The sequence below is a fragment of the Actinomadura sp. WAC 06369 genome (assembly GCF_003947565.1).
Lineage (GTDB): Bacteria > Actinomycetota > Actinomycetes > Streptosporangiales > Streptosporangiaceae > Spirillospora > Spirillospora rifamycini.
Window position 1 is genome coordinate 43,062 of sequence record NZ_QHJN01000006.1, and the last position, 25,714, is coordinate 68,775.

A 25,714-nucleotide genomic window follows, 5' to 3' on the forward strand; every position below is an offset into this window, starting at 1 on the left:
GGCACCGGCTGCGCCGCGGAGCCGCGTACTACCAGCACGCCCGGCGCCGGGGCGTCCGGCACGACGAGGACGACACCGACTACCGCGAACGCCGCGTCAAGGCGTTCTTCGACCTCCGGCCCCGACGCGATCAGAGCCGCACGGGGAGGGACACCAGGCCGCGGACGATCGATCCCTCCCGGTGCCGGCGCAGTTCGGACGGCGGGACGGCCGGCGCGAGACCGGGGAACCGCTCCAGCAGGCCGCCGATCGCGACCTGGCCCTCCAGGCGCGCGAGCGGCGCCCCCAGGCAGAAGTGCGGCCCGTGCCCGAACGCGAGGTGCCGGTTCGGGGCGCGGGTGACGTCCAACCGGCCCGGATCGTCGAAGGCACCGGGGTCGCGGCCGGCCGCCCCCAGGGAGACGTGCACCCAGGACCCGCGCGGGACGCGCACTCCCGCGATCTCCATGTCCTCCACGGCGATGCGCTGGCTCGCGCGCTCGATCGGCCCGTCGAAGCGCAGGAGCTCCTCCACCGCGGACGGCAGCAGCTCGGGCCTTGACCGCAGGAGCTCCCGCTGGTCCGGTGCCCGCAGCAGCGCCAGGACGCCGTTGCCGATGAGGTTCACGGTCGTGTCGTGCCCCGCGATGAGCAGCAGCGCGATCGTGTTCAGCAGCTCGGAATCGGTGAGCGCCGCGTCCCCGTCGCGCGCCTCGACCATCCCGCTGATCAGGTCGTCCTGCGGCCGGGCACGCCGCTCGGCGACGACACCGGCGAGATACCCGGTGAACAGCCCGGCGACCTCCCGCCGCCGCTCGAGCGCCGCCGCGCCGTGCGCCGGCGCCGTCATCACGGTCGTCCAGGCGCGGAACTCATCGCGGTCCTCCGGCGGAACGCCGAGCAGCTCGCAGATGACCTGGACGGGCAGCGGGACCGCGAACGCCTCCAGCAGGTCGACGGTCCCGGACAGGCCGTCCAGCAGGCCGTCCGCGATGTCCTGGACACGGGGCCGGAGCGCCTCCACCCGCCGCGGCGTGAACGCCTTGGCGACCAGCCGCCGCAGCCGCGTGTGGTCGGGCGGGTCCATGCCGAGCATGGTGCCGCCGAAGTACGGCGCGGGATCCACGGGCACGGAGCTGTGCGCGGTGTCCTTCGACAGCCGCGGATCGTTCAGCGCCGCATGCCCGTGCTCGTGATCGACCACGAGGAACGCGTCGGCGCCCGGAGGGAAATCGATGCGGTGCACGGGCCCCTCGGCGCGCAGTTCCGCGTACAGCGCGTACGGGTCGCGGGCGAACTCCTCCGAAAGCAGGAAATCCATCGGCAGCACCCGCGGAGCCATCAGCGCACCTTCCCGACGCCGCCGAGAAAGCCCGTCCTGCTCATGTCCGGCTCGAAGAAACCGGCGTCCGGACGCCAGTCGCGCACCGGAACGAGACCGGGCGGCAGCACCTCGGTCCCTTCGAAGAACCCGAGGAGCTCGTCACGCGTCCGCGGAATGATGTCACCGGCGCCCGTCCGGCCGTATTGGTCCCGCACGGCGCCCTCCTTGTCGGCGTCCTGCTTTCCCAGGAAGCCGTGCGAAAGGACCAGGTGGCTGCCGGGCGCCAGCGGTTCGAGCAGCCGCGCGACGATTTCCCCGGGCCGCGCCTCGTCCGGGACGAAATGCAGGACGGCCAAGAGCAGCACGGCGATCGGCTGGGAGAAGTCGAACCGCTCCCGCACTTCGGGGTGGTCCACGATGCTCTCGGGACGGAGCAGGTCCGCCTGGAGCACCGTGGTCCCGGGACCGTCGGCCAGCAGCGCCCTCCCGTGCACGAGCACGATCGGATCGTTGTCGACGTAGACGACCTGCGAGCCGGGCGCCACCCGCTGCGCGACCTGGTGCGTGTTCTCCTGGGTGGGAAGCCCGGACCCGATGTCCAGGAACTGCCGCACCCCGCGCTCGGCCAGCATCGTGACCGCCCGGGAGAGGAACCCCCGGTTGGCGCGGGTGAATTCCAGGACGTACGGCATCGCGGCGAGCACCTGTTCCGCCGCCTCCCGGTCGGACGCGTAGTTGTCCTTACCGCCCAGGTAGTAGTCGTACATCCGCGCGACGCTGGGGACGTTCGGATCGATCCCCAAGTCCGAGAGCTGCTCGTCCGATGCCATACCCGGCCTCCTGCCATAGGACACGGCCAATCATCGTAGGCCCCGAGCACCCGCCTTAGGAGCCTCTTTCAAACGAGCCGTTCGATGAGGACGCGGCAGATCCGCTGCAATTCCTCATCGTCGCCGATGCTGACGAATCTGCCACGGCGCTCCGGCCGGAGCAGCTCGGCCCGAAGCTGAGGCACGGCAGGGACTGCGGCGTCACCCATCCGCTCCAGGCAGGCGACGACCTCATTGGCGGTGAAAGGGTTCTGCCCCCATGCTTGGAGAAGCGTGTCCAGCACCACCGGCGCCTCCGGAACGCCGCCGATTTCCCACAGAGCGTTCGCGCAGGAGACCCGGTTCCACTCGTCGCCGTCGGCCAGCAGGTCCCGCAGCCGGGGGAGTGCTTCCCGCGCGTGAGGGCCGATCCCGGCGAGCACGTCGGCCGCCTTACCGATCCCGACGGCGCGGTCGTCCAGCAGACCGAGCGCCGGCCGGACGACTTCGCCGGGATCCCCGCCGATGGCCCACAGCGCGGCGACGGCGGCGGGACGCGCGGCGCCGTGCGCGATCAGCGGCCGGATCGTCCGCAGCGCGGGAGCCGCGGACGGGCCGAACGCCGCGAGCGCGTCGAGGGCCGAGCTCGCGATCGACCACAGCTCACGAGCCACCGCCGCGTCGAGGGTCTCGGCGATCGCCTCGACGGCGCCGTCGGCGAGTCCGACCAGGGCGGACAGAGCGGAGCGCGCACTCATGTCGACCGCGTGGTGGGCGAGGTCGAGACTCCTCAAGTGGTCGCACACGAGGGGGACCAGCCGCTCAGCGGCCTGCGGCAGCCTCCCGGCGACCTGCACCGCCCGCCAGCCGTCCTCTCCGCCGTCCAGCGCCGCGACGAGGCTCGGCACCGCCCGCACATCACCGAGACGAGCCAGCGCTTGGACGGCCTCCTGATGGCCCCTGCGCACGTGCGGCCGAGCCGAGCACCAGCCGTCCGGTCCCCCGACGTACGCCGCAAGAGCCTCCCGAGCGGGTTCCGCGATCGCATGGCAGGAGTTCAACGCGGCCGCCGCCTCCGCGGCGACCTGGGGGTGGGACGCGCCGAGGTGCTCGGCGACGAGCATGACGAGCCGCGCGTGGTCTCCGCGCCAGCCCGCCATGAGCTCCGTACTCATCCGGATGGCGTCCAGGCGGGCCCCGGGATCGCGGCTGCGCAGTTGCTCGGCCAGAAGCGTCGTGCGCGCCGGAACCCTCTCCGCCAAGGTTCCGTGGAAGGTCCGCAGCAGATCCGCCGTGGGCGAGTGGACCGAACGATGCCGTTCGAGGTCCTCGAAGGCGGCGACGATCTGCGGCGGCCCGTCGCCGGGAACCGCCGGTCGAGGCGGGGAGCCCCACGCTTCCTCCGCCCCACCGACATCCGCTTCCCGCAACAGCTCGATCGCGGCCGCGACGGTGCCGTCGTCCACCTGCCCGGGCGCGCAGCGAGCCCGCTGGACCACGGCCGCGAGCCTGGTCTCGGGGACCGCGTGCGGATCGGCGGCCAGCGCCGTGAACCACGCCGTCGCCTCCTCCGCGTGCTCCGGCAGGCGAAGGGCCAGGTTCGCCATCGCTTCGACGATCAGCAACTGCACGACGAAGCTCGGCTCGTCCGCCATCCGACCGCGCAGGACCTTCGAGGCCCGGGCGACGTCGTCGACGAACAGCCCGAGCCCCGGCACCGCGGCCCGGCGCACGCGAACGTCGGGATCGCACGCGAACCCCACGAACGTCTCCGCGCGGCCACGCACCACCCTCGCGGCCCCAGCGAAATCGATGTGGCCGACATACTCCACGTCACCGCGCCCAACGGCTTCCGACCCGATGCTCACCAGCAACTCGACGACGTCGTCCCGTCCAGGCGTCGCGGTGTCGTCGGCCAGCTCGAAGAGAAACGGCAGACTCGCCACCGTGCAGGCATACACATCGCCCTGGTGATGCACCGCGCCGTAGAACCTGCTGAGAGCTCTATCCCGCTCCTCCTCATCCGAAGAGCGCAGCGCCAGCAAAAGCCCCGGAACTTCCTCGGCCGAGCCGTACGCATGCACCATCGACGACCAGTCGATGTCATGAAGTCCACTGAACATACGCCGCATCCTGCCCACCCCCACCGACACACGGCCCCCGGAGAAGCAATCACTCACCGGACGAGACGGGGCTAGGGTCCCCTACCGTGGACGCCGCTGATCTCGATTACCGGGCCAGAACACTTTCCGGCTGCATTCCTTCGTCTGTGGTCTCGCGGCTCGTCGAGTTGGGCCATACCGATGAGGTGGAGTTCCAGGCCGGTCGCGGGGAGTGGTTCTGCGCTCGTGAACAGGCCCGGCTGCTCGCCGAACGGGGGCGGCGGGCGGCGGCGCTGGAGGTGCTGGCCCCGTACGTCGCCACCGGGTGGTGGACGGCCGTCGAGGCGGCGGCGGGGATGCTGGAGGAGTGGGGCAGGAGCGACGAGGCCATCGCGTTGGCCCGCCCGCACGCGGAGGCGGGGAAGCGGTCGGCGCTGAGGTTCTTCGCCCTCCTGCTCGCCAGGCACGGCAAGGGCGATGAGGCATTCGACCTGCTGCGCCCGCACGTCGGGGACGGGTGGCTGGCCGCCGCCCTGGTCGACATCGCCGGAGGCGCGGGCCGGGACGACGACGCCGCCGCACTCCTGACCGCCCGTATCGAGGAGCCGCGGACCTGCGACGACCCGACGTACCGCCGCCGCGTCATCGAACCCTCCAACGCCGTCGACCTGCTCGCGGCGATCCGTGAACGCCAGGGCCGCGTCGACGAGGCGATCGACCTGCTGCGCACCCGGGAAACCACCTCGGTCAACGATCGGGACCAGCTTGCGGACCTGCTGGCCCGGCAAGACCGGATCGAGGAACTGCGTGCGTACGCGGCGGTCGAATCTCTCGGGACCGCCGCGCAGTGTCTTGCGGAGGTGCTGGAGGAGCGTGGTGACGTGGAGGGCGCGATCGCGGTGTACCGGCAGCCGGGAGGTTCGCTCTTCCGCAGGAACCACGGGGCCGTTCGTCTCGCGGAGCTGCTGGTGCGGCACGGGCGGGGCGACGAGGCGACGGACGTGCTGCGCTCGCTCGCGGACGCCTCCGGTGGTGCGGAGGACTGGATCGTCGACATGCTGTGCACGCACTATGCCGACCAGGGCCGTCCCGAGGACGGACTGGCCTACCTCGACACCCTCAAGGAGCGCGACGGCGAAGAGGGCTGGGAGTTCTTCCGGATACGGCTCCCCTTGCTGGTCGCGTGCGGCCGCCGCGACGAGGCGATCGACCTGGCGATGGCGCATCCCGAGCACGACACCTGGGCCATCGCCGAGCTGCTGGCCGACGCCGGACGCACCGAGGAGGCCATCGCCCTCCTCGAACCGGACGAAGATGTCGTCGGGCCCGTCCTGGCCTGGCACCTCATCGATCTCGGCCGTGTGAGGGACGCCGTAGCGCTCCTCCAGCGGCCCAAACCGACGCCGTCCACGCTGCCGCAGGACGACCTCACAGCACGGGGCACCTCACCATGAATCTCGTCCCATCGGGCTCATCCCGGCGCGGGCTTGTCAGGGTCGAACCGGAAGACCTGCCCGCCCCCGGTGGGCTCGCAGGGGAGCTGCTGGATTGCGGAGCCCTCGCCGGTCGAGCCGTCCGGGACGCCTAGGCACAGGCCACTGTGCACCGGGCGCAGCCGGAAGCCGCGGGTCGGGGCCGAGACCCGCTCCAGGCGATAGTCCTCTCCGCCGGCGTTGGCTCCCCGCTCGCCGCAGTAGTCGTCGAACACGGAGGCCCCGGGCGCGGTCCGGGCCTTGCGAACGCCCATGCACCCGGGACCGAAGGCCGGATGGTCGGTGGTGATCCGGTAGGTGCCGCCGGGCCCGGCGAGCAGTGCGCGGACGGGGAACGCCTTCGAGCACCCGAGTTGGCGGACCTGCCCGCTGGTGTCGCCCTCCCTTTCGGAGAGGCAGAGCCCCGAATGGACCAGTCGGATGCGGTAGCGCCCGGGCGCCGGCGCGGCGTCCGCGCCGGAGGCGGCCGACGGCCTCGGATTCCGCGGTGTCTCGGTCGGACGGTCGAGGGGCACGGCGCTCTCGGACGACAGCGCGACCGTCGCGAGAACGAGCGCGATCGCGGCGATGCAGACCACGGCCGGCCGGACCGGTGAGCGCAGCACCGAACGTCCACGCGGGGACGGGGGAGGGGCGCCCGCGGGTTCGGCCGCGACCGGACTCTGGACCGTCCCGCCGTCATCGGTGGCGACCGGCGCGGGGGCCGGTTCCGCACCGCCGACGGCCTCCACCGCCAGGCGGCGACGGGCCTCGACCCATTGCGCGACTTGGTCCGGCGGGCATCCGCACGCCCGGGTGAACGCGGCCACGAACTCCTCGCGCGGCAATGTCGCCCGTCCCAGCACGGTGACCAGAGTGCTCTTCGGCAATTGGTCGCCGGCGGCGGCCGCGCGCTTTTCGAGCTGGCGAAAGCTGAATCCCGACCAAGCCTTGAGTCGTCGCAGCTCGAGAACGAGCTCCGCCGTGGTGGAGGGATCCGGAGGATTCGGCATCCCATGATCAGTCACGCGTTGATCACCCTCCGTGTCGACTCCATCGGGCCCTTCTCTGTCGACCCGGTGACCTGCTCGGACATCATCGACCGAACTCGACCGACAGTGATTCTTGCTCGCGTTCACCGGCAAGTCAAGACTGTGTCGTGAGGGCCCCGTTCGATGCGCACCGCCAATTCGTGAAAGAGGTGAGCATGCCTCTTTCTGGCCGCCCAGATCCATGATTCGGTGCCGAATCGTCGTCACGAGTACACGCAGAAGGAATCAAAAAGGTATGAGCGATGTCTTTCCGGCGCGACCGGCGCCGGCCCTCAGAATCCTAGGTCGAGTGGAGCTTTGCCTGAACGGGACGCGAGAGCGCGTCGGCGGGCCGAAACTAAAAATCTTTCTGCTCGCCTTGGTGGTTCACCGGAACGACCCCGTCCCGCTCGACCGGCTGGCCGAGGCGATATGGGACGACAGCCCTCCGATGTCGGCGACAGCGAACATCCGGAACTACGCCATGGCGGCCCGCCGGGCGCTCTCGCGGCTCGCCGGTTCCGAGATCGTGAAGGACGACGGCGGATACCGGCTGGTCGTCGACCCGGAGCGGGTCGACTACTTCCGTATGGAGGAGCTGGTGGCCGAAGGGGCGTCCGCGGCCGCCCGCGGCGACGGCGCCACGGCCGCCGGATGCGCCGCCGAGGCGTTCGAGCTCAACCGGGGCCCCGTCGGGCACGGGCAGATCTGCGGACGCGGGCTGGCGGCCCGGCTGACCGCGCTGAACGAGCAGCGGCTGGCGCTGATGGAGGAGCTGGTCGCGGTCCAGCTCGGCCTGGGCGGGTATGCGGAGGCCGCCCGTCACCTCCGGCTCATGCTCGGCGAAGTGCCGCTGCGCGAACGATGTTGGGCGTTGCTCATGCGCACGCTCTACCTCATGGGCGACACGGCCGGCGCGCTCACGGCGTTCCGGGAAGCCCGCGAGACGCTCGTCGAGCTCATCGGGGTCGAGCCCGGAAAGGAACTCCAGGACCTCCACCAGGCCGTCCTGACGCGGGACCCCGAACTCGCCGGGGGTATGCGCCAGAGCACCCGCCTCATCGCGCCGAAGCCTGCGGGACAGCCCGAGGGACCGAGCCACCGGGTACCCCGGCAGCTGCCCCTGGGCGGCCGCTTCTCCGGCCGCGCCCGGGAACTCGAGACCCTGTCCGCGGACCTGGTGCGACAGCGTGCGCTTCCCGCGATCAGCGTCGTCAGCGGGTCTCCTGGGGCGGGAAAGTCGGCGCTGGCCCTCCACGCGGCCCGAAGGGTCGCGGACCGGTTCCCGGACGGCCAACTCTACGTCGATCTCGGAAACTCGGGGCAGGACGAGCGGGTTACGGCGGCCCAGGCTGCCGTTGGATTCCTACGAGACCTCGGGGATTCTGAGGCGTCCGAGATCGGTGGTCTCGCCGAGGCCGTGACCCGATTCCGCTCGATGAGCTGCGGGCTGCGGCTGCTGATCCTCATCGACAACGCCGTCCCCGGGCCCGAGGTGGAACGGCTGCTGCCCACCGGGGCGGGCTGCGCCGTGCTGGTGACCGCACGTTGCGCGCTGCCCATCGACCACGCCCGCCACATTCGGCTCGGCGCCATGGGGATGGCGGAGTCCATCGCGCTTCTGGAGGACCTCGCCGGGACGGAACGCGTCAGGGCCGACCGAGACGCCGCCGGTGAACTCGTCCGGCGATGCCGGTTCCTCCCACTCGCCCTGCGGGCGGCCGGGATACTGCTGACGGCCCGCCCCGACAGGCCCCTGAGCAGTGTTGTGGCCGAGTTCACCGAGGACGCCTCCCGGATCCTGGACCGGTACGGCGATCCGGGCGTGAACCGGCGGCTGAGGACGGTGTACCAGCGGGTGGTCCGCGACATACCCGAGGCGAAGCCGCTGCTCAGCGCGTCCGGAGATGCGACGATCACCACTGCGGATGCCGCGAGGATGCTCGGGGGCTCGTCCGTCCGGATTCTCGACCGCCTGTGCGACGAGTGCCTCATCGAACCGACTCCGGAAGGCGGCTACCGGGCGGTGCCCCTGCTCGGGCTCTTGCAGAACCTTCTCCACTGACCCGCCCGTGCGGGAAGAGGCCGCCCGCCCGGACGCGCTCACAACGCGCGGCGGGCGGGCGGCCCCTGATCCCTTCATGGCGCGCGGGCCCCCGAGAGCACGAAGCGGGCGCGCCGGGACGACCGGGAAGCCGCCGTCGTCAGGCGGAGCAGGCTCCGCAGGACGTCTCCCAGCTGTACTGGCGCACGCCGTCGCAGATCCGGTCGTATTTGATCTTGTTCTGCCAGGGGAGCGTGCACCCGCTGATGCAGCAGCAGTACTGGTTGTAGCAGGCGGCGGCCGCCGCCTCCGCGGGGACCGGAGGAGCCACCATGTGCACCAGGCGCTCACCCAGCCGTTCGAGCTGCTTGACCATTTCCCTTCCTTTCGCCGTGGGGGCTGTTATGAATAACTTAATCCCGCACCGTCAGAACGTCGTATAAATTTCGCTATAGGGGAAGCCTGGCCTGCTCCGGTGATGCGTTCAGCACTTTCCCGACGACGTCCCGTTCCAAGTAATAGCCGTAGGTGCGCGAATCGTAACTGGCGTCCGCGTTGTCGCCGACCAGGACGATCCGGCCCGCCGGAATCGTGGGCTCGGACACATCGCGCAGCGCGGGAACCAGGTCGCGCGGGACGGGGTCTCCGGAACGCGCGAGCACCCGCTTGATCAGGCACGGCCCGAGCCGCCGCCCCGCGGACGCCTGCGGCGTTCCGGGCTCGACGTCCCGAACCACCACCACATCGCCGGAATGGACCGCGTCTCCCGAGACACGGCGCACGACGAGCCGCTGGCCAGGGCGGAAGGTGGGTTCCATGCTCGACCCCATGACGGTGGCGACCAGGTACCTCCGCCGCACCCACCGCAAGGAAACAGCGGCGCACAGCGCGCAGCCCAATGGCACACACAGTATTTTCGGCATTCTCGCAACTCTTCGGAGGTGTCTCAGTCGGATGAGTCTCACGCCGTGGGCGTTTTCTTCAGATATCCCTGCGCCTGCAGCCGGAACATTCGCGCATACGCGCCGTCCCGGGCCATGAGGTCCGCGTGGGCGCCTCGCTCGGTTATGCGCCCGTCCTGGAACACCGCAATGGAATCGGCGTCGCGGAGCGCTCCGAGCCGATGCGAGACGAGAACACCGGTCCTGCCCGCCCGGTACCCCTTCAGCCGCATGTGGAGCTCGTACTCGGCCTCAGCGTCCAGGCCGGAACTCGGCTCGTCCAAAATCAGCAGGTCCGGCGCCTCCCGCAGGAAGGACCTGGCTACCGCGAGACGCTGCCACTGCCCGCCCGACAGCAGCACCCCGCCCGCGTCCTCGTCCATCTCGCTGTCGGGGAACATTCGGCTGAGCAGGGTGTCGTAGCCGCGCGGCAGCTCGGTGAGACGATCGTGGACGCCGGCCCGCCGGGCGGCCCGCTCGAGCCGCGCCTGATCGTGCCGGGCCGAGAGATCACCGATGCCGATGTTCTCCCGCACGCTGAGGTCGTAGCACATGTAGTCCTGGAAGACCGTGCTGAGGCGCGCGCGGAACTCGGCCGGGTCGAACTCGCGGACATCGATGCCGTCCCACCGGACGGTTCCGGCCGTCGGGTCGTACAGCCGGCACAGCAGCTTGACCAGGGTGGACTTGCCCGCACCGTTGTGGCCGACCAGGGCGAGCGTCCGTCCGGCGGGAATCACCAGATCGACTCCCCGTAGAGCCCATGGCCGGTCCTCGCCGTAGCGGAACCAGACGTCCCGCAGTTCGATGCCCCGCCGCAGCGGCGGGACGGGCCGCACCCGCTCGGCGACCTGGAGATCGGGCGGAGTCTCGATCACCGCCCGGTAGTGGCCGAACACCAGGAGCGCCTCGTGCGCCGTCGACAGGCTCCTGACCGCGTTGGCGAGCGCGCCTTGAGTTCCGGAGACCGCGGCGATGAACACGGCCACGTCACCGATGCCGAGCCGTCCGTTCTCGATGGCGCCCGCCGCCCAGACCAGGCCGCCCCCGGCCACCGACGCCGACAGCAGCGCCAGGACCCCCTGGACGCCGAGAGCCTTCAGGTCCAGCCGCCGCCGTGCGGTGTTGATCGCGGTCAGCTCGGAGAGCATCTTGCCGCGCAGGTGGTCCGCCACACCGAAAACCCGTACCTCTTTGGCGGCCTGGAGGTCGCGCAGCAGATGCGCGTAGAACAACTCACGCCGTTCGGCGGGGCCCAGCCGCCGGAAGAGCAGCGCACGGCGATGGTTCAGCGCGCGTTCGGCGACCAGTACCGGCAGGACGGCGGCCAGGACGACGGCGGCCATGAGGGGGGCCAGGACGAACAGGGTGCCCAGGAATCCGCCCAGGGTCAACGTCGCCTGGACGAGCTGGATGACGCCGCCGAGCACACGGGCCGGGCTGTCGTTCCCCGACTGCTGGGCCAACATGAGCCGTTCGTGGAACGCCGGGTCCTCCAGCCGGGCGAGTCCGGGCATCCCGCCGACCTTCGCGAAGAGCCGGTCCTGAGTCGTCAGCTTCAGCCTGCGGCCGACCTCCGCCGAGGCGTACTCCGACACGTGCGGCAGCACCGCCGCGACGACCCCGACGGCGGCCAGCGCGACGGCCGCGGCCAGCAGAGACGACAGTCCGTCCGGAGCCCGCGCCGCCATCCGGTCGAGCAGCGTCTTGGTCAGCCAGGCGACCACGACGGGCGTTCCCCCGGCGACCAGACCGGCCGCGACGCACAGCGCGACGTGCGCGGGAGCGGCGCGCACGGCGAGGAGAAGGGCGGCCGGGGCGTCGCGGAACTCCGCCCGCAGTCTCCGCAGGCGGCCGGTCATGCCGGGACGGCGTCCGGCAGGTCGGCGACCAGGCGCGTGGACGTGAGGACGACCCGGTTGCCGTCGACTATGCCGAAGGCCGGGGTGCCGTCCACCGCGAAGGCGGTCTGCACCGGGCCGTCCGGCAGCTCTGTGATCACCTGCGCGGTCGCGGCGAGCCGTTCGCGGGACTCCTCGACGTCCTCGGCCGGCCCGTTCACGACGGCGAGGACATGCTCGCGGCCGCCGGGGAAGGCCGCCGCGTAGCGCACGAACTCGGGCAGCGCCTCCTCGCACGGCCGACAGCCGGCCGAGAAGAACCCGATGAGCAGCGGGGCGGGCAGCGATTCGCGTGACACCGTCCGGCCGTCGGTGGTCGTGGCGCTGAACGGGGCCGGCACGTCGCCCATGTTCGGCCTGGGGCGGCGCCGTTCGTCGTTCAGCAGCCGGGTGTGCTCGCGAAGCCGCCGGACGACTCCCAGCGTGAAGACCAGATTCACGCCGCACACCAGTGCCAGGACCACCACCAGGGCGATGAGATAGGGCATTGCGGACCTCCTTGTTATGGGTTCGCTCAGCGGGACGCGACGTCCGGGCCGACGGCGAACAGGTCGACGATGTCGTCGAGGAAGGCGACCAAGAGCGCCACCAGGCACCCCGCGGCCGCGGCGATGACGGCGCCGCCCGCGTCGATCTGGGCACTCGGGTTCGCCACCGCGGAGACGAGCGCTACCAAGACGGCCACGGAAAGCAGGACGTTCCGGGCGATGTGCCTCCGCCCCATGGGTGCTCCGCTCGCACCGAAGCACCGGCAAGTGACGCGGTCGCCCCGGCGCATCGAGACGGAGATGACCGCGGTGAACGCCGACAGCAGCGCCAGGGCGGTGACCAGACCGGCCACGAGCAACGCCGACGACCCCGCCAGCGCGATGCCCAGCAGCACCGGAACCGCCGCCTCGGCCCCCACGGCCGCGACCGCGACGCGTCCGGCCCGGTTCCGTGCGATGCCCAGCCCACGCACCGCGTCGACGAACGCACGGAACGAGGCGCCGTTGCGCACCTTGGACAAGGCGGCGAGGACGAACGTGAGCCCGATGAGACACTCGCACCCGATCGCGGCATAGCCCATCCAAGAACTCCCTAGCGTGATTTGCCGCCATTTCTGAAATCAAGCTAGCGAGCCCTTATATAAGGCCCGTATAGAAGACCGTACAGCCATCGATTGCCACAAAACCCACCCACGTGGTGCGGCGCGCGGGACTCTCGGGCCTTTCACCTCCCTCGAGTCGCCCCGCGGAGCGGCGTCCTTCACCGCGATCCACGCGAAACCATCGATTCCCCGTGGCGGAGGCAGGCAGGTGTGCTGGCGACACGTTCGCGGTCCTCGCCGGCGCCTCCGCTGAGCCCCAGCAGAACCACACCCGGTCCGGCTGAACCAGCAGCTATACGCCGCCAGGCTGTCCGGCAGGACCACCGTCGACCTGACGACACCCACGACCGGTTCGACTCCACCAACCCCGGCGCCGACCCAAACATGCACACCGGCCGTCCCCGCCGCGCCGACAACGAGCCCGCGCCCCAACCAGTAACCAGCCGCAGCACAAATCAGCCTCCCACCTTCGGCGAGGCTCGACAGGCTTGATGGCCCGGAGACAAGCGCCGCCAGCACGTGTCCACAACGCGGCGGCGTTCTCGCAGGCTCCGACAGCGCCATCGGACTAACGGCAACAAGGCCCAGGGCGACGGCCACCTCGCGCTTTCTGCGAATATCTTTGCTGGGCTCGTCGCGATCCGGCGCTGTCCGAAACGGGCTGTGGCGCGGACGGCGGTCCTCCGCCCGGCGGACGAGACGGACCTCAGCAGGGCCTTCGCTCTGCTGAGCGGAGAACTAGCGGTTGCGGGACGGCTCACGTGGCAGTCACCATGCGTGGCGTCACGGACCCCACACTCGGTCGGAGCGAGTGAACACCGCTGCTCGCGGACGTTGAACCTGAGGCGCATCCGGTGCCGTGTGAACCGGGGGGCGGTGAGGACGCTCTGATTCGCTCACGAGCGGCTAACGGACGATCAAGAAGGCCGGTCCTCCGTGGTGGAGAACCGGCCTCTGAGCTCTGTCGGGACGGCGGGATTTGAACCCACGACCCCTTGACCCCCAGTCAAGTGCGCTGCCAAACTGCGCTACGTCCCGGTGCCTGCCTGTCTCGGCGGGCGTTGATTACTCTAGCGCAGTCCGCGGGGTTGTGCGTACCGGGAATCCGAAGGCCGAGGGTGGCGGTGGGACGGCCTGGACGGTGCGGGGTGTGACGCGGGTCACTCGGTGGGGTAGGGGTTGGTCCCCGGAGGGTCACTGGAACGGGTGAAGTTCGGGCATCCAGGGAAAACCGGGTTAAAGATACGGGTAGGAGACCCGGAAAGGGACGAATAGTCCTTCGTTGGCGTATGTAGCTTTTTTCTCTCGGGGCATGCCGTGCCGAACGGGGGAGTGGCTTGGCCGAAGCGGAGGGGCCGCGCGCGCCGGGGGTGCACGCGGCGGTGCCCGACCTTGAGGACCTGCGGGGGGCCGCGCATGACCGCGCGATCCTGGCCGAGGCGCGGGTCGTGCTGGCACGCAGGCTCGGGGTGCCGCCCGGGGAGGCGCTGCAGCACCTGATCTGGCTCGCGCGCGACCTGGACATGGAGCTCGCCGAGGCGGCGGCGCTGGTGGTCAAGGACGTCGGGGCCGGGGCGGCGGAGGCCGTCGCGGCGGCGCGGCGGGCGCCGCGGGCGGAGGTGGCGCGGACGCGGCGGGCGGTGGTGTCGGAGGCCGAGGACGTGCTGCGGCGGGTCACCGCGGAGGACACCGGGGGCGATCGGGAGATCCTGGCCGGACTGCCGGACGATCCGGTGGCGCGGGCGGTGCTGGACGGCGCGCTGGACTCGGCGGCGCATCTCGTGCCGGTGCGGGGGCCCGAGGGGAATGTCGCGGACTTCCTGTACGCGCGGTTGAACGAGCAGGCGAGGGATCTGTTCGGCCGGGGCGCCGAGAAGCTGACGGGGCGGCGGCTGCTGCAGACGGATCCGGGTGCGGCCCTGACGGGGGTGTTCGAGGAGTACGTGGGGGTCCTCGACGGCGCGGGGACGCTGGAGCGCGATTCGATCATGTACACGACGGCGCAGAGCGGGTTGTCGCGGACGTCGCGGATGAGCGTGCGGTGCGTCCGGGTGCCGACGGGGGTGTGCGTCGTCTGGCGCTACCACAGCAGGGAGGACCGGCTGGCGCGGCGGCTGGAGCGGGTGGAGCGGCTGGCGCAGCTGGGGTTCGGGGAGTGGGACCTGGTGACGGGCGAGGCGTCGTGGACGCCGCAGATGCTCGCGAACTACGGGGTGTCGCAGGACGAGGTGCCGCCGATGCCGCACGATCTGCCGAAGGTGGTGGCCGAGGACGATCTGCCGCTGGTGGAGGAGGCCCTGCAGACGCTGTTCTCGCGGCGGGAGCCGGTGGAGGCCGAGCACCGGGTGATCGGGGCGGACGGGCGGCCGCGGCACCTGTGGGTGTTCGCCGAGCCGGTCCTGGACGACGCGGGCCTGCCGGTGTCGGTGAACATCGTGTCGCAGGACATCACGCGGCGGCGGGGCGTGGAGCGGGCGCTGGCGGACACGCGGCGGCAGATGCTGAAGCAGCAGGCGCGGACGGCGCAGGAGCGGCGGGTCGCGGTGACGCTGCGGCGGGCGATCCTGCCGGACGAGAGCGAGCTGGAGCGGCTGCCGGGAGTGCGGATCGCGCTGCGCAGCCTCGCGGCGGAGAGCGCGGCGCGGATCGGCGGCGACTGGTTCGCGACGCGGGGGATGCCGGACGGACGGGGCCTGTTCGCGATCGGGGACGCGGCGGGGCACGGGCTGCCCGCGGCGGCGGCGATGGCCCGGACGCGGAACGGGCTGCTGGGGCTCGCGTTCACCGGGGAGCCGGCGGGCCGGCTGGTGGGCTGGCTGAACGAGCTGGTGGGGACGATGGACCCGCCCGCGACGGGCACCGCGATCGTGGGGCATTTCGACTCGGGCCGGGGCGTCATGGAGTGGACGTGCGCGGGGCATCCGCCGCCGATCCTCGTGCGGGGCGGGCGGGCGTGGCCGCTCGAGGTCGTCCGGGATCCGATGCTGGGGGCGATGCCGGGGTGGGAGTACACGACGATCAAGACTCCGCTGGTGCGGGGCGACATGGTCTTCCTGTACACCGACGGCCTGGTGGAGCGCCGGGACGCGGATCTGGACGAGCGCATCGAGCGGCTCACGCGGATCCTGGAGGAGGGGTCGGGCCGTCCGGAGGTGGCGCTCGACGAGGTGCTGGCGCGGATGGAGCACGACCGGGCGGCGGACGACACCACCCTGTTCGCGCTCCGGGTCGAGTGACGGACGCCGCCTCTGACCTGCGCCGATGCGGTGGTGTGACTTAGGGCACAGCCAAGGCGGCGGTGGGCGGCCCGGGGGGCGGTGCCGGGCCGTCGCGCCGGGCGTCTCGTCGATCTCCGGGGGCGCCGGACGGCGGTGCCCGGCAACCCCTGTGCGCCAAGGGTTCCGGGACCGCCGATAAAGATCGGGAAGAACGGCCCGCGGGTGAGCGTTGGGATGTCCTTGAAGGCCGCTTGACCAGGGAAAAGATCAATTTTGGCCTGGTTTGCTTTCTTTCTGAAGGTTGGTACCTTCAACCCGAATCTCGCAGCGCGATCCACGCGTTGTACCGGCCGTGCCAGGGGCGCGGCCGCCGGTCGCGGAGCGGTCCACGCACGCGACGCGCGCCATGCACGCGCGCCCCTTCAAGAGCAGTCGCTCAGAGAAATCCGACAATCCAGCGCCGCACGCGCGGCGTGAAGGCCGAGTCCGCGCAGGTCCACGAGGGCCGCAGCGGAGCCGGGGACCCAAGTTTCTGGGGTGAATCGGCGCGTTTCGAGCGCGCCGTAGGGCTCTTCCATGCCCGAATCCGTCAGCTAACCCGGTAGGCGTCATGGGAGACAAGGAGATTCCCTGCATGACCGGTCGTTTCGATCGACTTACCGAGTCCGTGAAGCGCCTGAACCCCCAGTCCGCGGTCAAGCGGCTGGCCCCCGAACTCGCGATCAAGCGCGTGACCCCCGAGGACCGGGCCGTCGGCGTTGCCGTCGGCGCGGTGCTGGCCGGCGCCGTCGGGCTGTCGGTGTTCAACCCCATGGCGGGAGCGAGCGCGGCCACCGAGGCCGCGGGCCCGACCGTCGAGAAGGCCGCGGCCGTCACGAACACCGCGGCGGAGAAGGCCGAGCCGGCGTCGTCCTCGACGATGAGCCTGGCCGAGGCCAAGGCCGAGGGCTGGAAGGTCCCGCCGCGCGCCGTCGAGGCGTCCGAGGTGATCGACCTCGCCAAGGAGCAGGTCGGCATCGAGGAAGAGGGCCCGGGCAAGATGACCAAGTTCCACGAGTGGTGGACGTCGACGCCGCGCGCCGAGGCGGCCGCGAGCAGCGGCGGCTTCTCGGTGGACGCCTACAACGGCGCCGCGTGGTGCGACATGTTCGTGTCGTGGCTCAGCGCGGAGACCGGTGTCAAGGGCATGGGCTGGGACGCCTACACCGTGTCGCACGCCAAGTGGTTCGAGGACCAGGGCCGCTGGGGCCAGAAGGCCAAGCCGGGCGCCATCGTGTTCTTCGACTGGGGCGCCGGTTCGGACGGCTCCATCGGCGACATCGACCACGTCGGCATCGTCGAGAAGGACAACGGCGACGGCACCGTCAGCACCATCGAGGGCAACAGCAACAACGCCGTCGAGGAAAGGGTCCGCGACAAGGGCCAGATCGTGGGCTACGGCTACCCCGAGTACGCCTGATCGACCGGCACCGGCCGATCACGAAGGCGCCCGGCGCTCCGCCGGGCGCCTTCGGCGTTCGCACGGTAATGCGAACCATTGACAGGCTTTGGCCGCGCTTGGACCTCCCTCCGCCGTTCCTGGAAAGGAATCCCTGGCACGCGGAGGAGCGGAGGGAGGCCCATGCGGGTGCGCCCGGATGTCAGTGTGGTGGTGATCGCCTACAACGACGCGCGGCGGCTGCCCCGGGCGGTCGCCTCGACGCTGGCGCAGTCGCTGCGCTCCGTGGAGACGGTGATCGTGGACGACGCGAGCACCGACCGCACCGGGGACGTCGCGGAGCGCCTCGCCGCCGCGCATCCGGGCCGGGTCCGGGCCGTGCGCCTGCCGGTGAACTCCGGGGGGTGCGGCCGTCCCCGCAACACCGGGGTCGAGCGTTCGGACGGCCGGTTCGTCATGTTCCTCGACAGCGACGACCTGCTGGACCGGCACGCGTGCCTCAACCTGGTGTCCGCCGGCGAGGAGACCGGCGCGGACCTGGTCTCGGGCCTGTGCACGAGGGTGTTCCTGAACCGCCCACCGGACGCGAAGAACCGGACGCGCCCCTGGTATCCGTGGCTGTACGAGCGCAGCGCGGTCTACGGTTCGCTCAGCGAGAACCCCGATCTGCTGTACGACACGCTGTCCACGAACAAGGCGTACCGCAGGGAGTTCCTGGACGAGCACGGGCTGCGGTTCGTCGAGCGCCTCCACTACGAGGACCTGCTGTTCACCGCCGAGGCGTACCTGGCGGCCCGGCGCACCGCGCTGATCCCGCACCGGGTCTACAACTGGCTGGTCAAGGACGCCGCGGCGGGTCTGTCGATCTCCAACCGGCGCGCCGAGCTCGCGAACTTCGCGGACCGGCTGGAGATCCACCGCCGCATCGACATGCTGTTCGCGCTCCGCGGCGCCCACGGGCTGAAGCGCGCCAAGGACGTCAAGTTCCTCAACCACGACCTGCTGCTGTACCTGCGGGAGCTGCGGGGGCGCGACCCCGGGCACCGGGCGCGGTTCCTCGACCTGGCGGCGGGCTACGTCGCCGAGCTGGACCCGCGGGCGTTCGAGGACGCCAACCCGATGGCGGCGGCCGCCGCGTACCTGATCCGGGAGGGCGACCACGCGGCGGCGCTGGCCGCGGCCGAGCACCGGCCCGACCACCCCGTGCTGGGCGCGCCGCTGGCGGAGCGGGACGGCCGGATCTACTGGGGCGCGCGCCCGCCGCGCGGGGGGCTCGGGCGGCGCGTGCTGGACGTCACGGGGTTCGGCTTCCACCTGCGGCCGCTGCGGGAGCTGTGCCCGGGGAACACGGTGACGCGGCTGGAGGTCCGGGACGGCTGCGCCCGCATCGCCGGGCACGTCCTGAACCCGCTCGGCCGGGTGCCGCCGGACGCCGACCTGTCGGCGGTGCTGGTGTTCCGGGACCGCCGCGGGCGGGCGCCGGCGGCGCGGGTCGGCGCGGACGTCGAGCACCGCGGCGACCGGCTGGTCTGGCGGGCGGAGTTCGACCCGCGGCGGTGCGTCCGGCCGATCGGCTTCGTCGACCGGCTGTGGGACGTGCGGCTGCGCGTCACGGTGAACGGCGAGACGATGGTCACCCGCCCGGGGAGCGGCACCGGTTCGCCCCCGCTGAACGACGTGGACCTTCCGGTGCGGCCGCGGCTGACCCGCCTCGCCGGGGACGTCCTGCGCTCGCACGTGACCGCGGCCGGGCACCTGTCGTTCGTCCTGGACGGGCGCGGCCGCGGCGCGCGGTTCGCGGGGGCGGTCGTGCGGGGCGCGGCGGGGACCCCGGCGGGTCGGAACTCGTGGCGGCGCGCGCGGCGGCTGCACCGGTCGGCGCGCCGGGCGCTGACGTCGCGGCGGACGAAGACGGCGGTGTTCAACCGGGTCCTGACGCGGCTTCCGGTGCGGCCCGGGCTGGCGGTGTTCGAGAGCCACCTCGGCCGGTCCTACTCCGACAACCCCAAGTACATCTACCGTGAGCTGCGCCGGTCCGGACTCGCGGTGGACGCGGTGTGGTCCTACCGGTCCTCGCCGAAGGGGTTCCCGCCCGACGCGCGGCTCGTCCGGCGCGGCTCGTGGGCCTACTACCGGGCGCTCGCGCGGGCGCGGTTCTGGGTCGACAACCAGGGCTTCCCGGACGGCCTGCGCAAGCGGCCCGAAACCACCTACATCCAGACGTGGCACGGTTCGGCGGTCAAGCTGATGGGCCTCGACCAGCCGCGGCTCAAGGGCGGTCCCGCGGGCGGCCGGCACCGGCTCCGCCGGATGGTGGAGCGCTACGACTGCTTCCTGGTGCGGTCGGAGCACGACGTCCGCACCCTGTGCCCGGCCCTGGGCGTGCGCGCGGAGGCGCTGCCCGCCGGGTATCCCCGCAACGATCCGCTGGTCCGCGGCGCGGACGCCGATCCGGAGACGGCCGCCGAGGTCGCCGGGCTGCGCAGAGAGCTCGGGCTGGAGGGGGACCGGCGCCGGGTGCTGCTGTACGCGCCGACGTTCGCGACCGGCCCCCGCGGACGCCCGGTCCGGACGCTGGAGCCGCCGATCGACCCGGACGTGTTCGCCCGGGAGCTGGGGGAGCAGTTCGTGCTGCTGCTCCGGCCCCACTACCTGTGCCGGGCGGGCCTCCCGCCGTCCGCGCGCGCGTACATGCGGGACGTCGGCGACGTGCCGGACGTCACCCCGCTGCTGCTGCTCGCGGACGCGCTGATCACCGACCGCTCGTCGATCATGTTCGACTACGCGCTGCTGGACCGCCCGATCGTGCTGCACCTGCCGGACGTCCCGCCCGGTCAGGGGGGCGACCCCGGCGGCGGGTACGTCGACCTCGAGCGGGACGCGCCCGGGCCGATCGCCCGGACGGCGGACGAACTCGTCGCCGCGCTCGCGGACCTGGACGCGGCGGAGGCGGTGCACGCGCCCCGCCGCCGGGCGTTCGCCGCGCGGTTCGGCGAGCACGACCGCGGCACGGCGGCGCGCACGGTCGTGGAACGCTACTTCGCCGATCGGGGGCGGGCATGCTGACGGGCAGGGAGACCGGCGGGGGCGCCGCCGGGCGGGACGTCTTCGTCGTCTGCAACAGCGCCGACGGCGTCGGGGGCGTCCAGCGGTGGGCCCACCACACGGCGCGGCTGTTCGCGGAGCGCGGCGACCGCGTCACGCTCGTCGGGATCACCGCCGGTCAGGGGCCCGCCGCGCACGACCCGGCCGGCGCGTACCGGGTGGCGGCGCTGCACGGCCGGTGGCGGCCGCCCGCCCTCGCCCTCCCGCCGCGCTCGCCGCGCGCCCGCCTGGACCCGGCCGCGCGGGGGCGCGACGCGTGGCGCTCGGCCGCGCAGCGGCGCGGCGCCGCGCGGCTCTCCCGGCTGCTCGCCGCGGCCCGCCCGGGCGCCGTCGTGATCGTCGCGCAGGTGTGGGCGATGGAGTGGGTGCGGCTCGCCGACACCTCGGGCCTGCGGGTCGTCGGGATGACGCACGAGTCGTTCGAGGCCACGCGGCGCTCGTCCCGCTACGGCCGGGTCCGGGAGCACTACGCGCACGCGGACCGGCTGCTCGCGCTGACCGCCGAGGACGCCGACGCGTGGGCCCGCGCGGGCATGACCAACGCCGGCCACGTCCCGAACCCGCTGCACGTCGAGCCGACGGTGTACCCGACGCTCGACCTGCCGGCCGTCGCCTGCGTCGGGCGGCTGTCGGACGAGAAGGGCGTCGACCTGCTGCTGGAGGCGTGGGCGCGGGCCAGGGAGCGGCGCCCGGGCTGGCGGCTGCACGTCTACGGCACCGGACCGGACGAGGAGGCGCTGCGGCGCCGCGCCGCCGAGGCGGGCCTCGCGGACACCGTGGAGTTCCGCGGCGTCGTCGCCGACGTCGAGGACGCCCTGGTGGAGGTGTCGGTGTTCGCGCTGCCGTCGCGGGCCGAGGGGTTCCCGATGTCGGTACTGGAGGCCATGGCGTACGGGCTGCCCACGGTGGCGTTCGACTGCGCGCCCGGCGTCCGCGCCCTGCTCGGGGAGGCGCCGCCCGGGGACGGGGCGCCCGGGCACGGGGCGTCCGGGCTGCTGGTCCCGCCGGGCGACACGGCGGCGTTCGCCGAGGCGCTCGGCCGGCTCATGGACGACCCCGACCTGTGCCGCGAGCTGGGGGCGAACGCGCGCGCGTCCGTCCGGCGGTTCCGGCCGGAGGCGGTGCTGGCGCACTGGGACCGGCTGTTCGACCTGCTGCACCGCGACCTCCCGGCGGTCCCGGCGGGGGACCGCGCGCCGACCGGACGGACGGCCCCGGCGCGGGACCGTGCGGAGCGGAGGCGCGCGCGGCGCGGGCGCCTCGCGCGCGAGGCCGCCCGCGGGGCGGCGCGACCCGCGGCCCCCGCGGCCCGGCCCGCCGCCGCCGGGCGGGACGCCGCACCCGCCCTGGAGGGCGATTCTTTCTAACAACTGTTTGGTAGAGTGCGCCACGTGAACGAGAACGAGTCCCCCGAGGACCGGGCGTTCCGGGCCGAGGTCCGCGACTGGCTCGAGTCCAACCTGGCCGGCGAGTTCGCGCACGCCCGCGGGCTCGGCGGCCCGGGCCGCGAGCACGAGGCGCACGAGGAGCGGCTGGCCTGGGAGCGGCACATGGCCGCCGCCGGCTGGACCTGCGTGGGCTGGCCGAAGGAGCACGGCGGCCGCGGCGCGAGCCTCCGGCAGCAGGTGATCTTCCATGAGGAGTACGCGCTCGCCGACGCCCCCGCCCGGGTGAACCACATCGGCGAGAACCTGCTCGGCCCGACGATCATCGCGTTCGGCACCGAGGAGCAGAAGGCCCGCTTCCTGCCCCCGATCGTCGCGGTCGAGGAACTGTGGTGCCAGGGCTACTCCGAGCCCGACGCCGGGTCCGACCTCGCGAACGTCCAGACCCGCGCCGAACTCCGGGACGGAGCCTGGGTCGTGAACGGGCAGAAGGTGTGGACCTCGCTGGCGCTCGAGGCCGACTGGTGCTTCGTCGTCTGCCGCACCGAGCCCGGATCGTCCCGGCACAAGGGCCTGTCCTACCTGCTGGTGCCGATGAAGGCGGACGGCGTCGACATCCGGCCGATCGTGCAGCTCACCGGCACCTCGGAGTTCAACGAGGTCTTCTTCGACGGCGCCCGCACCGACGCCGCCAACATCGTCGGCGCGCCCGGCGACGGCTGGAAGATCGCGATGGCCACCCTCGGCTTCGAGCGCGGCGTCGCCACCCTCGGCCAGCAGGTCGGCTTCCGCCGCGAGTTCGAGGGCGTCCTCGACCTGGCCCGCCGCACCGGCGCGATCGACGACCCGCTGCTGCGCGACCGGCTCGTCCGCTCCCACATGGGCCTGGAGATCATGCGCCTCAACGCCGTGCGGACGATGGCCGGCGTCGCCGCCGGGGCGCCCGGGCCCGAGTCGTCCATCTCCAAGCTCGTCTGGGGCACCTGGCACCGCGAGCTCGGCGAGCTGGCCATGGACGTCCTCGGCGCCGCCGGCCTCGTCGCCGACGGCGAGCCGTACGACCTCAACGACTGGCAGCGGCTGTTCCTGTTCTCCCGCTCCGACACCATCTACGCCGGGTCGAACGAGATCCAGCGCAACATCATCGCCGAGCGCGTGCTCGGGCTCCCGAGAGAGGCCCGCGGATGACCCCGCCCCCCTACGTTCCCGGCCACGACCTGCTGAAGGACCGCGCCGTCGTCATCACCGCGGCCGCCGGGGCCGGGATCGGCGGCGCCACCGCCCGCCGCTGCCTGGAGGAGGGCGCCCGCGTGCTGATCTCGGACGCGCACGAGCGGCGGCTCGCCGCGTCCGAGCAGGAGCTCGCCGCGGAGTTCGGCGCCGACCGCGTCGCGTCCCTGCCCTGCGACGTCACGTCCGAGGACCAGGTCCGCGCCCTGTACGACCTGGCCGTCGAACGCTTCGGGCGCGTCGACGTCGCCGTCAACAACGCGGGCCTCGGCGGTACCGCCGACCTCGTCGACATGCCGGACGAGCAGTGGGACCGCGTCCTCGACATCACCCTCAACGGCACCATGCGCTGCACCCGCGCGGCGCTGCGGATCATGCGCGGGCAGGGCTCGGGCGTGATCGTCAACAACGCGTCGGTGATCGGCTGGCGGGCGCAGCGCGGCCAGTCGCACTACGCCGCCGCCAAGGCCGGGGTCATGGCGCTCACCCGCTGCGCGGCGCTGGAGGCCGCCGACTTCGGCGTCCGGATCAACGCCGTGTCGCCGTCCCTCGCCATGCACCCGCACCTGGTCAAGGTCACCTCGGAGGAACTGCTGGACGAGCTGACGCGCCGGGAGGCGTTCGGCCGCTACGCCGAGCCGTGGGAGGTCGCCAACGTCATCGTCTTCCTCGCCGGCGACTACTCCTCGTACATGACCGGAGAGGTCGTCTCCGTCTCCTCCCAGCACCCGTAGGAAGTGCGCAACCCATGAGTCCACGACGGCGCGACTCCGAGGGCACCGCGGCCGCCCGCGCGGTGCGGCGGGCCGAGCTGCTCGCCACGGCCGCCGAGGTGTTCGCCTCCCAGGGCTACTCCGCGACCACCGTCCGGAAGGTGGCCGACGCCGCCGGGATCCTCGGCGGCAGCCTCTACTACCACTTCGACTCCAAGGAGTCGATGGCCGACGAGATCCTCTCGACCTTCCTGGACGAGATGTGGGCCGGGTACGGGCGGGTCCTCGCGGAGGGCCGCAGCGCCCGCGACACCCTCGAGGGCATCGTCGTGGAGTCGTTCCGCTCGATCCACCGGCACCGCCCCGCCGTCGTGATCTACCAGAACGAGTCCAAGCACCTGGCGACCGGCGAGCGGTTCCGGTACCTGCTCGACTCGCAGCGCCGGTTCGAGGAAATGTGGCTGTCGCTCCTCGACCGGGGCGTCGAGGAGGGCGCGTTCCGCGCCGACCTCGACCGGGCGCTGATCTACCGGTTCATCCGCGACACCGTCTGGGTGGCGGCGAACTGGTACGAGCCCGGCGGGCGGCTGTCCGCCGACGACATCGCCAAGCAGTACCTCGCCATGTTCCTGGAAGGGATCAAGGCGAGCTGACCCGTACCGCCCCCCACCCTTACCCGCCTTTCAGCACCCCCAGCCTCCACGAAGGCCCCACGAAGGAGACACCATGGCCGAGGCGTACATCGTCGAAGCGGTCCGCGCGCCGGTCGGGCGGCGCGGCGGCGGGCTCGCCGGAGCGCACCCCGCCGACCTGGGCGCGCACGCCCTGACGGCGCTGATGGACCGCGCGAAGGTCGACCCGGCCGCCGTCGAGGACGTGGTGTTCGGCTGCGTGGACACCGTCGGCCCGCAGGCCGGGGACATCGCCCGCACCTGCTGGCTGGCCGCCGGGCTGCCCGAGGAGGTCCCCGGCGTCACGGTCGACCGCCAGTGCGGCTCCTCGCAGCAGGCCGTGCACTTCGCCGCCCAGGCCGTCCTGTCCGGGACGTCCGACCTGGTGGTCGCGGGCGGCGTGCAGAGCATGTCGCAGATCCCGATCTCCTACGCGATGATCGCCGGCGAGCAGCTCGGCTTCACGCAGGGCCCGTTCGTCGGGTCCAAGGGCTGGGTCCGGCGCTACGGCGACGGCGAGGTGTCGCAGTTCAACGGCGCCGAGATGATCGCCCGCGACTGGGACCTGTCCCGCGAGGACATGGAGAGGTTCGCCTACGAGTCGCACCAGCGGGCCATCCGCGCCATCGACGAGGGCCGCTTCGCGCGCGAGATCGCCCCGTTCGAGGGCGTCGAGCACGACGAGGGGCCGCGCCGCGACACGTCCCTGGAGAAGATGGCGGGGCTGAAGACGCTGGTGGACGGCGGCCGCCTCACCGCCGCCGTCTCGTCGCAGATCTCCGACAACTCCGCGGCCCTGCTGATCGCCTCCGAGCAGGCCGTCAAGGACCACGGCCTCACCCCCCGCGCCCGCATCCACCACCTCTCCGCGCGCGGCGAGGACCCGATCCGGATGCTGTCGGCGCCGATCCCCGCGACGGCGTACGCGCTGAAGAAGACGGGCATGACGATCGGCGACATCGACGCCGTCGAGATCAACGAGGCGTTCGCGTCGGTCGTCCTGGCGTGGCTGAAGGAGACCGGCGCCGACCCGGCGATCGTCAACCCCAACGGCGGCGCCATCGCGCTCGGCCACCCGCTCGGCGCGACCGGCGCCCGGCTGATGACGACGCTGCTGCACGAGCTGGAGCGCACCGGCGGCCGCTACGGCCTGCAGACGATGTGCGAGGGCGGCGGGCAGGCCAACGTCACCATCATCGAACGCCTCTGACGGACGGCGCCCGCGGGGCGGCCGTCCCGGGCCGCCCCCGTGCGCCGCGGT

At 72.4% G+C, this 25,714-nt stretch carries 19 protein-coding genes, 1 tRNA gene and 1 riboswitch; of the genes, 10 read left to right on the forward strand and 10 right to left on the reverse strand.

The genetic code is table 11. The features are described from left to right. Nucleotides 1–130: 130 nt before the first annotated feature. The 3 genes from DMH08_RS02600 to DMH08_RS02610 all read right to left on the reverse strand — a co-directional run bounded on the left by DMH08_RS02600 (nucleotide 131) and on the right by DMH08_RS02610 (nucleotide 4,235). Entirely contained in the window at nucleotides 131–1,321 is a 1,191-nt protein-coding gene (locus tag DMH08_RS02600) for a cytochrome P450 family protein (protein WP_125611427.1), read from the reverse strand. Further along, a complete protein-coding gene (locus tag DMH08_RS02605; RefSeq protein WP_125611429.1) occupies nucleotides 1,321–2,133 on the reverse strand; it encodes an SAM-dependent methyltransferase in 813 nt (270 codons plus the stop codon). Before DMH08_RS02605 ends, DMH08_RS02600 begins: the two co-directional genes overlap by 1 nt. Before the next feature lie 68 nt (nucleotides 2,134–2,201). Continuing rightward, nucleotides 2,202–4,235 (reverse strand): HEAT repeat domain-containing protein, encoded by a 2,034-nt coding sequence (locus DMH08_RS02610; RefSeq protein WP_125611431.1) that lies wholly within the window; start codon nucleotides 4,233–4,235, stop codon nucleotides 2,202–2,204. A gap of 185 nt (nucleotides 4,236–4,420) precedes the next feature. Here DMH08_RS02610 and DMH08_RS02615 point away from each other — a divergent pair, with 185 nt between their 5' ends. Continuing rightward, nucleotides 4,421–5,668 (forward strand): tetratricopeptide repeat protein, encoded by a 1,248-nt coding sequence (locus DMH08_RS02615; RefSeq protein ID WP_233617363.1) that lies wholly within the window; start codon nucleotides 4,421–4,423, stop codon nucleotides 5,666–5,668. Nucleotides 5,669–5,685: 17 nt separating this feature from the next. Here DMH08_RS02615 and DMH08_RS02620 read toward each other — a convergent pair whose 3' ends face one another. Continuing rightward, nucleotides 5,686–6,714 (reverse strand): helix-turn-helix domain-containing protein, encoded by a 1,029-nt coding sequence (locus tag DMH08_RS02620; RefSeq protein ID WP_125611435.1) that lies wholly within the window; start codon nucleotides 6,712–6,714, stop codon nucleotides 5,686–5,688. Nucleotides 6,715–7,027: 313 nt separating this feature from the next. Between DMH08_RS02620 and DMH08_RS02625 the strand changes: the two genes are divergently transcribed. Then, a complete protein-coding gene (locus DMH08_RS02625; RefSeq protein ID WP_158642239.1) occupies nucleotides 7,028–8,782 on the forward strand; it encodes an AfsR/SARP family transcriptional regulator in 1,755 nt (584 codons plus the stop codon). Between the two features lie 139 nt (nucleotides 8,783–8,921). Here the strand turns inward: DMH08_RS02625 and DMH08_RS02630 are convergent, their stop codons facing one another. The 6 genes from DMH08_RS02630 to DMH08_RS02655 all read right to left on the reverse strand — a co-directional run bounded on the left by DMH08_RS02630 (nucleotide 8,922) and on the right by DMH08_RS02655 (nucleotide 13,731). Beyond that, nucleotides 8,922–9,137 carry a hypothetical protein gene (locus DMH08_RS02630; RefSeq protein ID WP_125611440.1) on the reverse strand — a complete coding sequence of 72 codons (216 nt, stop codon included), beginning with the start codon at nucleotides 9,135–9,137 and terminating at the stop codon, nucleotides 8,922–8,924. 73 nt (nucleotides 9,138–9,210) lie between these two features. Next, nucleotides 9,211–9,684, reverse strand: coding sequence for a S26 family signal peptidase (locus DMH08_RS02635; RefSeq protein WP_125611442.1), 474 nt, complete (start codon nucleotides 9,682–9,684; stop codon nucleotides 9,211–9,213). A gap of 38 nt (nucleotides 9,685–9,722) precedes the next feature. Then, entirely contained in the window at nucleotides 9,723–11,564 is a 1,842-nt protein-coding gene (locus DMH08_RS02640) for an ABC transporter ATP-binding protein (protein WP_125611444.1), read from the reverse strand. Next, the gene (locus tag DMH08_RS02645; protein ID WP_125611446.1) at nucleotides 11,561–12,091 is read right to left on the reverse strand and encodes a TlpA disulfide reductase family protein; all 531 of its coding nucleotides are present in this window, start codon (nucleotides 12,089–12,091) and stop codon (nucleotides 11,561–11,563) included. The genes DMH08_RS02640 and DMH08_RS02645 overlap by 4 nt, the downstream gene beginning before the upstream one ends. Nucleotides 12,092–12,117: 26 nt before the next feature. Further along, nucleotides 12,118–12,672, reverse strand: a complete 555-nt coding sequence (locus DMH08_RS02650; protein WP_125611448.1) for a MauE/DoxX family redox-associated membrane protein — start codon at nucleotides 12,670–12,672, stop codon at nucleotides 12,118–12,120. A gap of 985 nt (nucleotides 12,673–13,657) precedes the next feature. Further along, nucleotides 13,658–13,731, reverse strand: a tRNA-Pro gene (locus DMH08_RS02655). Between the two features lie 299 nt (nucleotides 13,732–14,030). Here DMH08_RS02655 and DMH08_RS42285 point away from each other — a divergent pair. The 8 genes from DMH08_RS42285 (at nucleotide 14,031) to DMH08_RS02695 (ending at nucleotide 25,663) form a co-directional block, all read left to right on the forward strand. After that, nucleotides 14,031–15,929, forward strand: coding sequence for a PP2C family protein-serine/threonine phosphatase (locus tag DMH08_RS42285; RefSeq protein ID WP_267898522.1), 1,899 nt, complete (start codon nucleotides 14,031–14,033; stop codon nucleotides 15,927–15,929). 450 nt (nucleotides 15,930–16,379) lie between these two features. Then, a riboswitch (cyclic di-AMP (ydaO/yuaA leader) is annotated at nucleotides 16,380–16,533 on the forward strand. A gap of 12 nt (nucleotides 16,534–16,545) precedes the next feature. Then, complete coding sequence (locus DMH08_RS02665) at nucleotides 16,546–17,370, forward strand: CHAP domain-containing protein (protein WP_125611450.1); 825 nt, start codon at nucleotides 16,546–16,548, stop codon at nucleotides 17,368–17,370. A gap of 162 nt (nucleotides 17,371–17,532) precedes the next feature. Continuing rightward, nucleotides 17,533–20,415 (forward strand): bifunctional glycosyltransferase/CDP-glycerol:glycerophosphate glycerophosphotransferase, encoded by a 2,883-nt coding sequence (locus DMH08_RS02670; RefSeq protein WP_125611452.1) that lies wholly within the window; start codon nucleotides 17,533–17,535, stop codon nucleotides 20,413–20,415. Then, nucleotides 20,409–21,821 carry a glycosyltransferase gene (locus DMH08_RS02675; protein ID WP_125611454.1) on the forward strand — a complete coding sequence of 471 codons (1,413 nt, stop codon included), beginning with the start codon at nucleotides 20,409–20,411 and terminating at the stop codon, nucleotides 21,819–21,821. The genes DMH08_RS02670 and DMH08_RS02675 overlap by 7 nt, the downstream gene beginning before the upstream one ends. 24 nt (nucleotides 21,822–21,845) lie before the next feature. Next, nucleotides 21,846–23,027, forward strand: coding sequence for an acyl-CoA dehydrogenase family protein (locus tag DMH08_RS02680; RefSeq protein WP_125611456.1), 1,182 nt, complete (start codon nucleotides 21,846–21,848; stop codon nucleotides 23,025–23,027). Continuing rightward, nucleotides 23,024–23,803, forward strand: coding sequence for an SDR family oxidoreductase (locus tag DMH08_RS02685; protein WP_026402057.1), 780 nt, complete (start codon nucleotides 23,024–23,026; stop codon nucleotides 23,801–23,803). The genes DMH08_RS02680 and DMH08_RS02685 overlap by 4 nt, the downstream gene beginning before the upstream one ends. A gap of 14 nt (nucleotides 23,804–23,817) precedes the next feature. Then, nucleotides 23,818–24,435, forward strand: coding sequence for a TetR/AcrR family transcriptional regulator (locus DMH08_RS02690; RefSeq protein WP_125611458.1), 618 nt, complete (start codon nucleotides 23,818–23,820; stop codon nucleotides 24,433–24,435). A 73-nt stretch (nucleotides 24,436–24,508) separates the two neighbouring features. Next, on the forward strand, nucleotides 24,509–25,663 hold the full coding sequence (locus DMH08_RS02695) for an acetyl-CoA C-acetyltransferase (RefSeq protein WP_026402059.1): 1,155 nt from the start codon (nucleotides 24,509–24,511) through the stop codon (nucleotides 25,661–25,663). The last annotated feature ends 51 nt before the right edge of the window (nucleotides 25,664–25,714 follow it).

Bases quoted from the DNA above. Each gene is read 5' to 3' on its own strand.
- DMH08_RS02670 (WP_125611452.1), top strand. From the start codon at position 17,533: ATGCGGGTGCGCCCGGATGTCAGTGTGGTGGTGATCGCCTACAACGAC.
- DMH08_RS02640 (WP_125611444.1), bottom strand. From the start codon at position 11,564: ATGACCGGCCGCCTGCGGAGACTGCGGGCGGAGTTCCGCGACGCCCCG.
- DMH08_RS02600 (WP_125611427.1), bottom strand. From the start codon at position 1,321: ATGGCTCCGCGGGTGCTGCCGATGGATTTCCTGCTTTCGGAGGAGTTC.
- DMH08_RS02610 (WP_125611431.1), bottom strand. From the start codon at position 4,235: ATGTTCAGTGGACTTCATGACATCGACTGGTCGTCGATGGTGCATGCG.
- DMH08_RS02675 (WP_125611454.1), top strand. From the start codon at position 20,409: ATGCTGACGGGCAGGGAGACCGGCGGGGGCGCCGCCGGGCGGGACGTC.
- DMH08_RS02630 (WP_125611440.1), bottom strand. From the start codon at position 9,137: ATGGTCAAGCAGCTCGAACGGCTGGGTGAGCGCCTGGTGCACATGGTG.
- DMH08_RS02685 (WP_026402057.1), top strand. From the start codon at position 23,024: ATGACCCCGCCCCCCTACGTTCCCGGCCACGACCTGCTGAAGGACCGC.
- DMH08_RS02635 (WP_125611442.1), bottom strand. From the start codon at position 9,684: ATGCCGAAAATACTGTGTGTGCCATTGGGCTGCGCGCTGTGCGCCGCT.
- DMH08_RS02665 (WP_125611450.1), top strand. From the start codon at position 16,546: ATGACCGGTCGTTTCGATCGACTTACCGAGTCCGTGAAGCGCCTGAAC.
- DMH08_RS02690 (WP_125611458.1), top strand. From the start codon at position 23,818: ATGAGTCCACGACGGCGCGACTCCGAGGGCACCGCGGCCGCCCGCGCG.
- DMH08_RS02605 (WP_125611429.1), bottom strand. From the start codon at position 2,133: ATGGCATCGGACGAGCAGCTCTCGGACTTGGGGATCGATCCGAACGTC.
- DMH08_RS02650 (WP_125611448.1), bottom strand. From the start codon at position 12,672: ATGGGCTATGCCGCGATCGGGTGCGAGTGTCTCATCGGGCTCACGTTC.
- DMH08_RS02645 (WP_125611446.1), bottom strand. From the start codon at position 12,091: ATGCCCTATCTCATCGCCCTGGTGGTGGTCCTGGCACTGGTGTGCGGC.
- DMH08_RS02695 (WP_026402059.1), top strand. From the start codon at position 24,509: ATGGCCGAGGCGTACATCGTCGAAGCGGTCCGCGCGCCGGTCGGGCGG.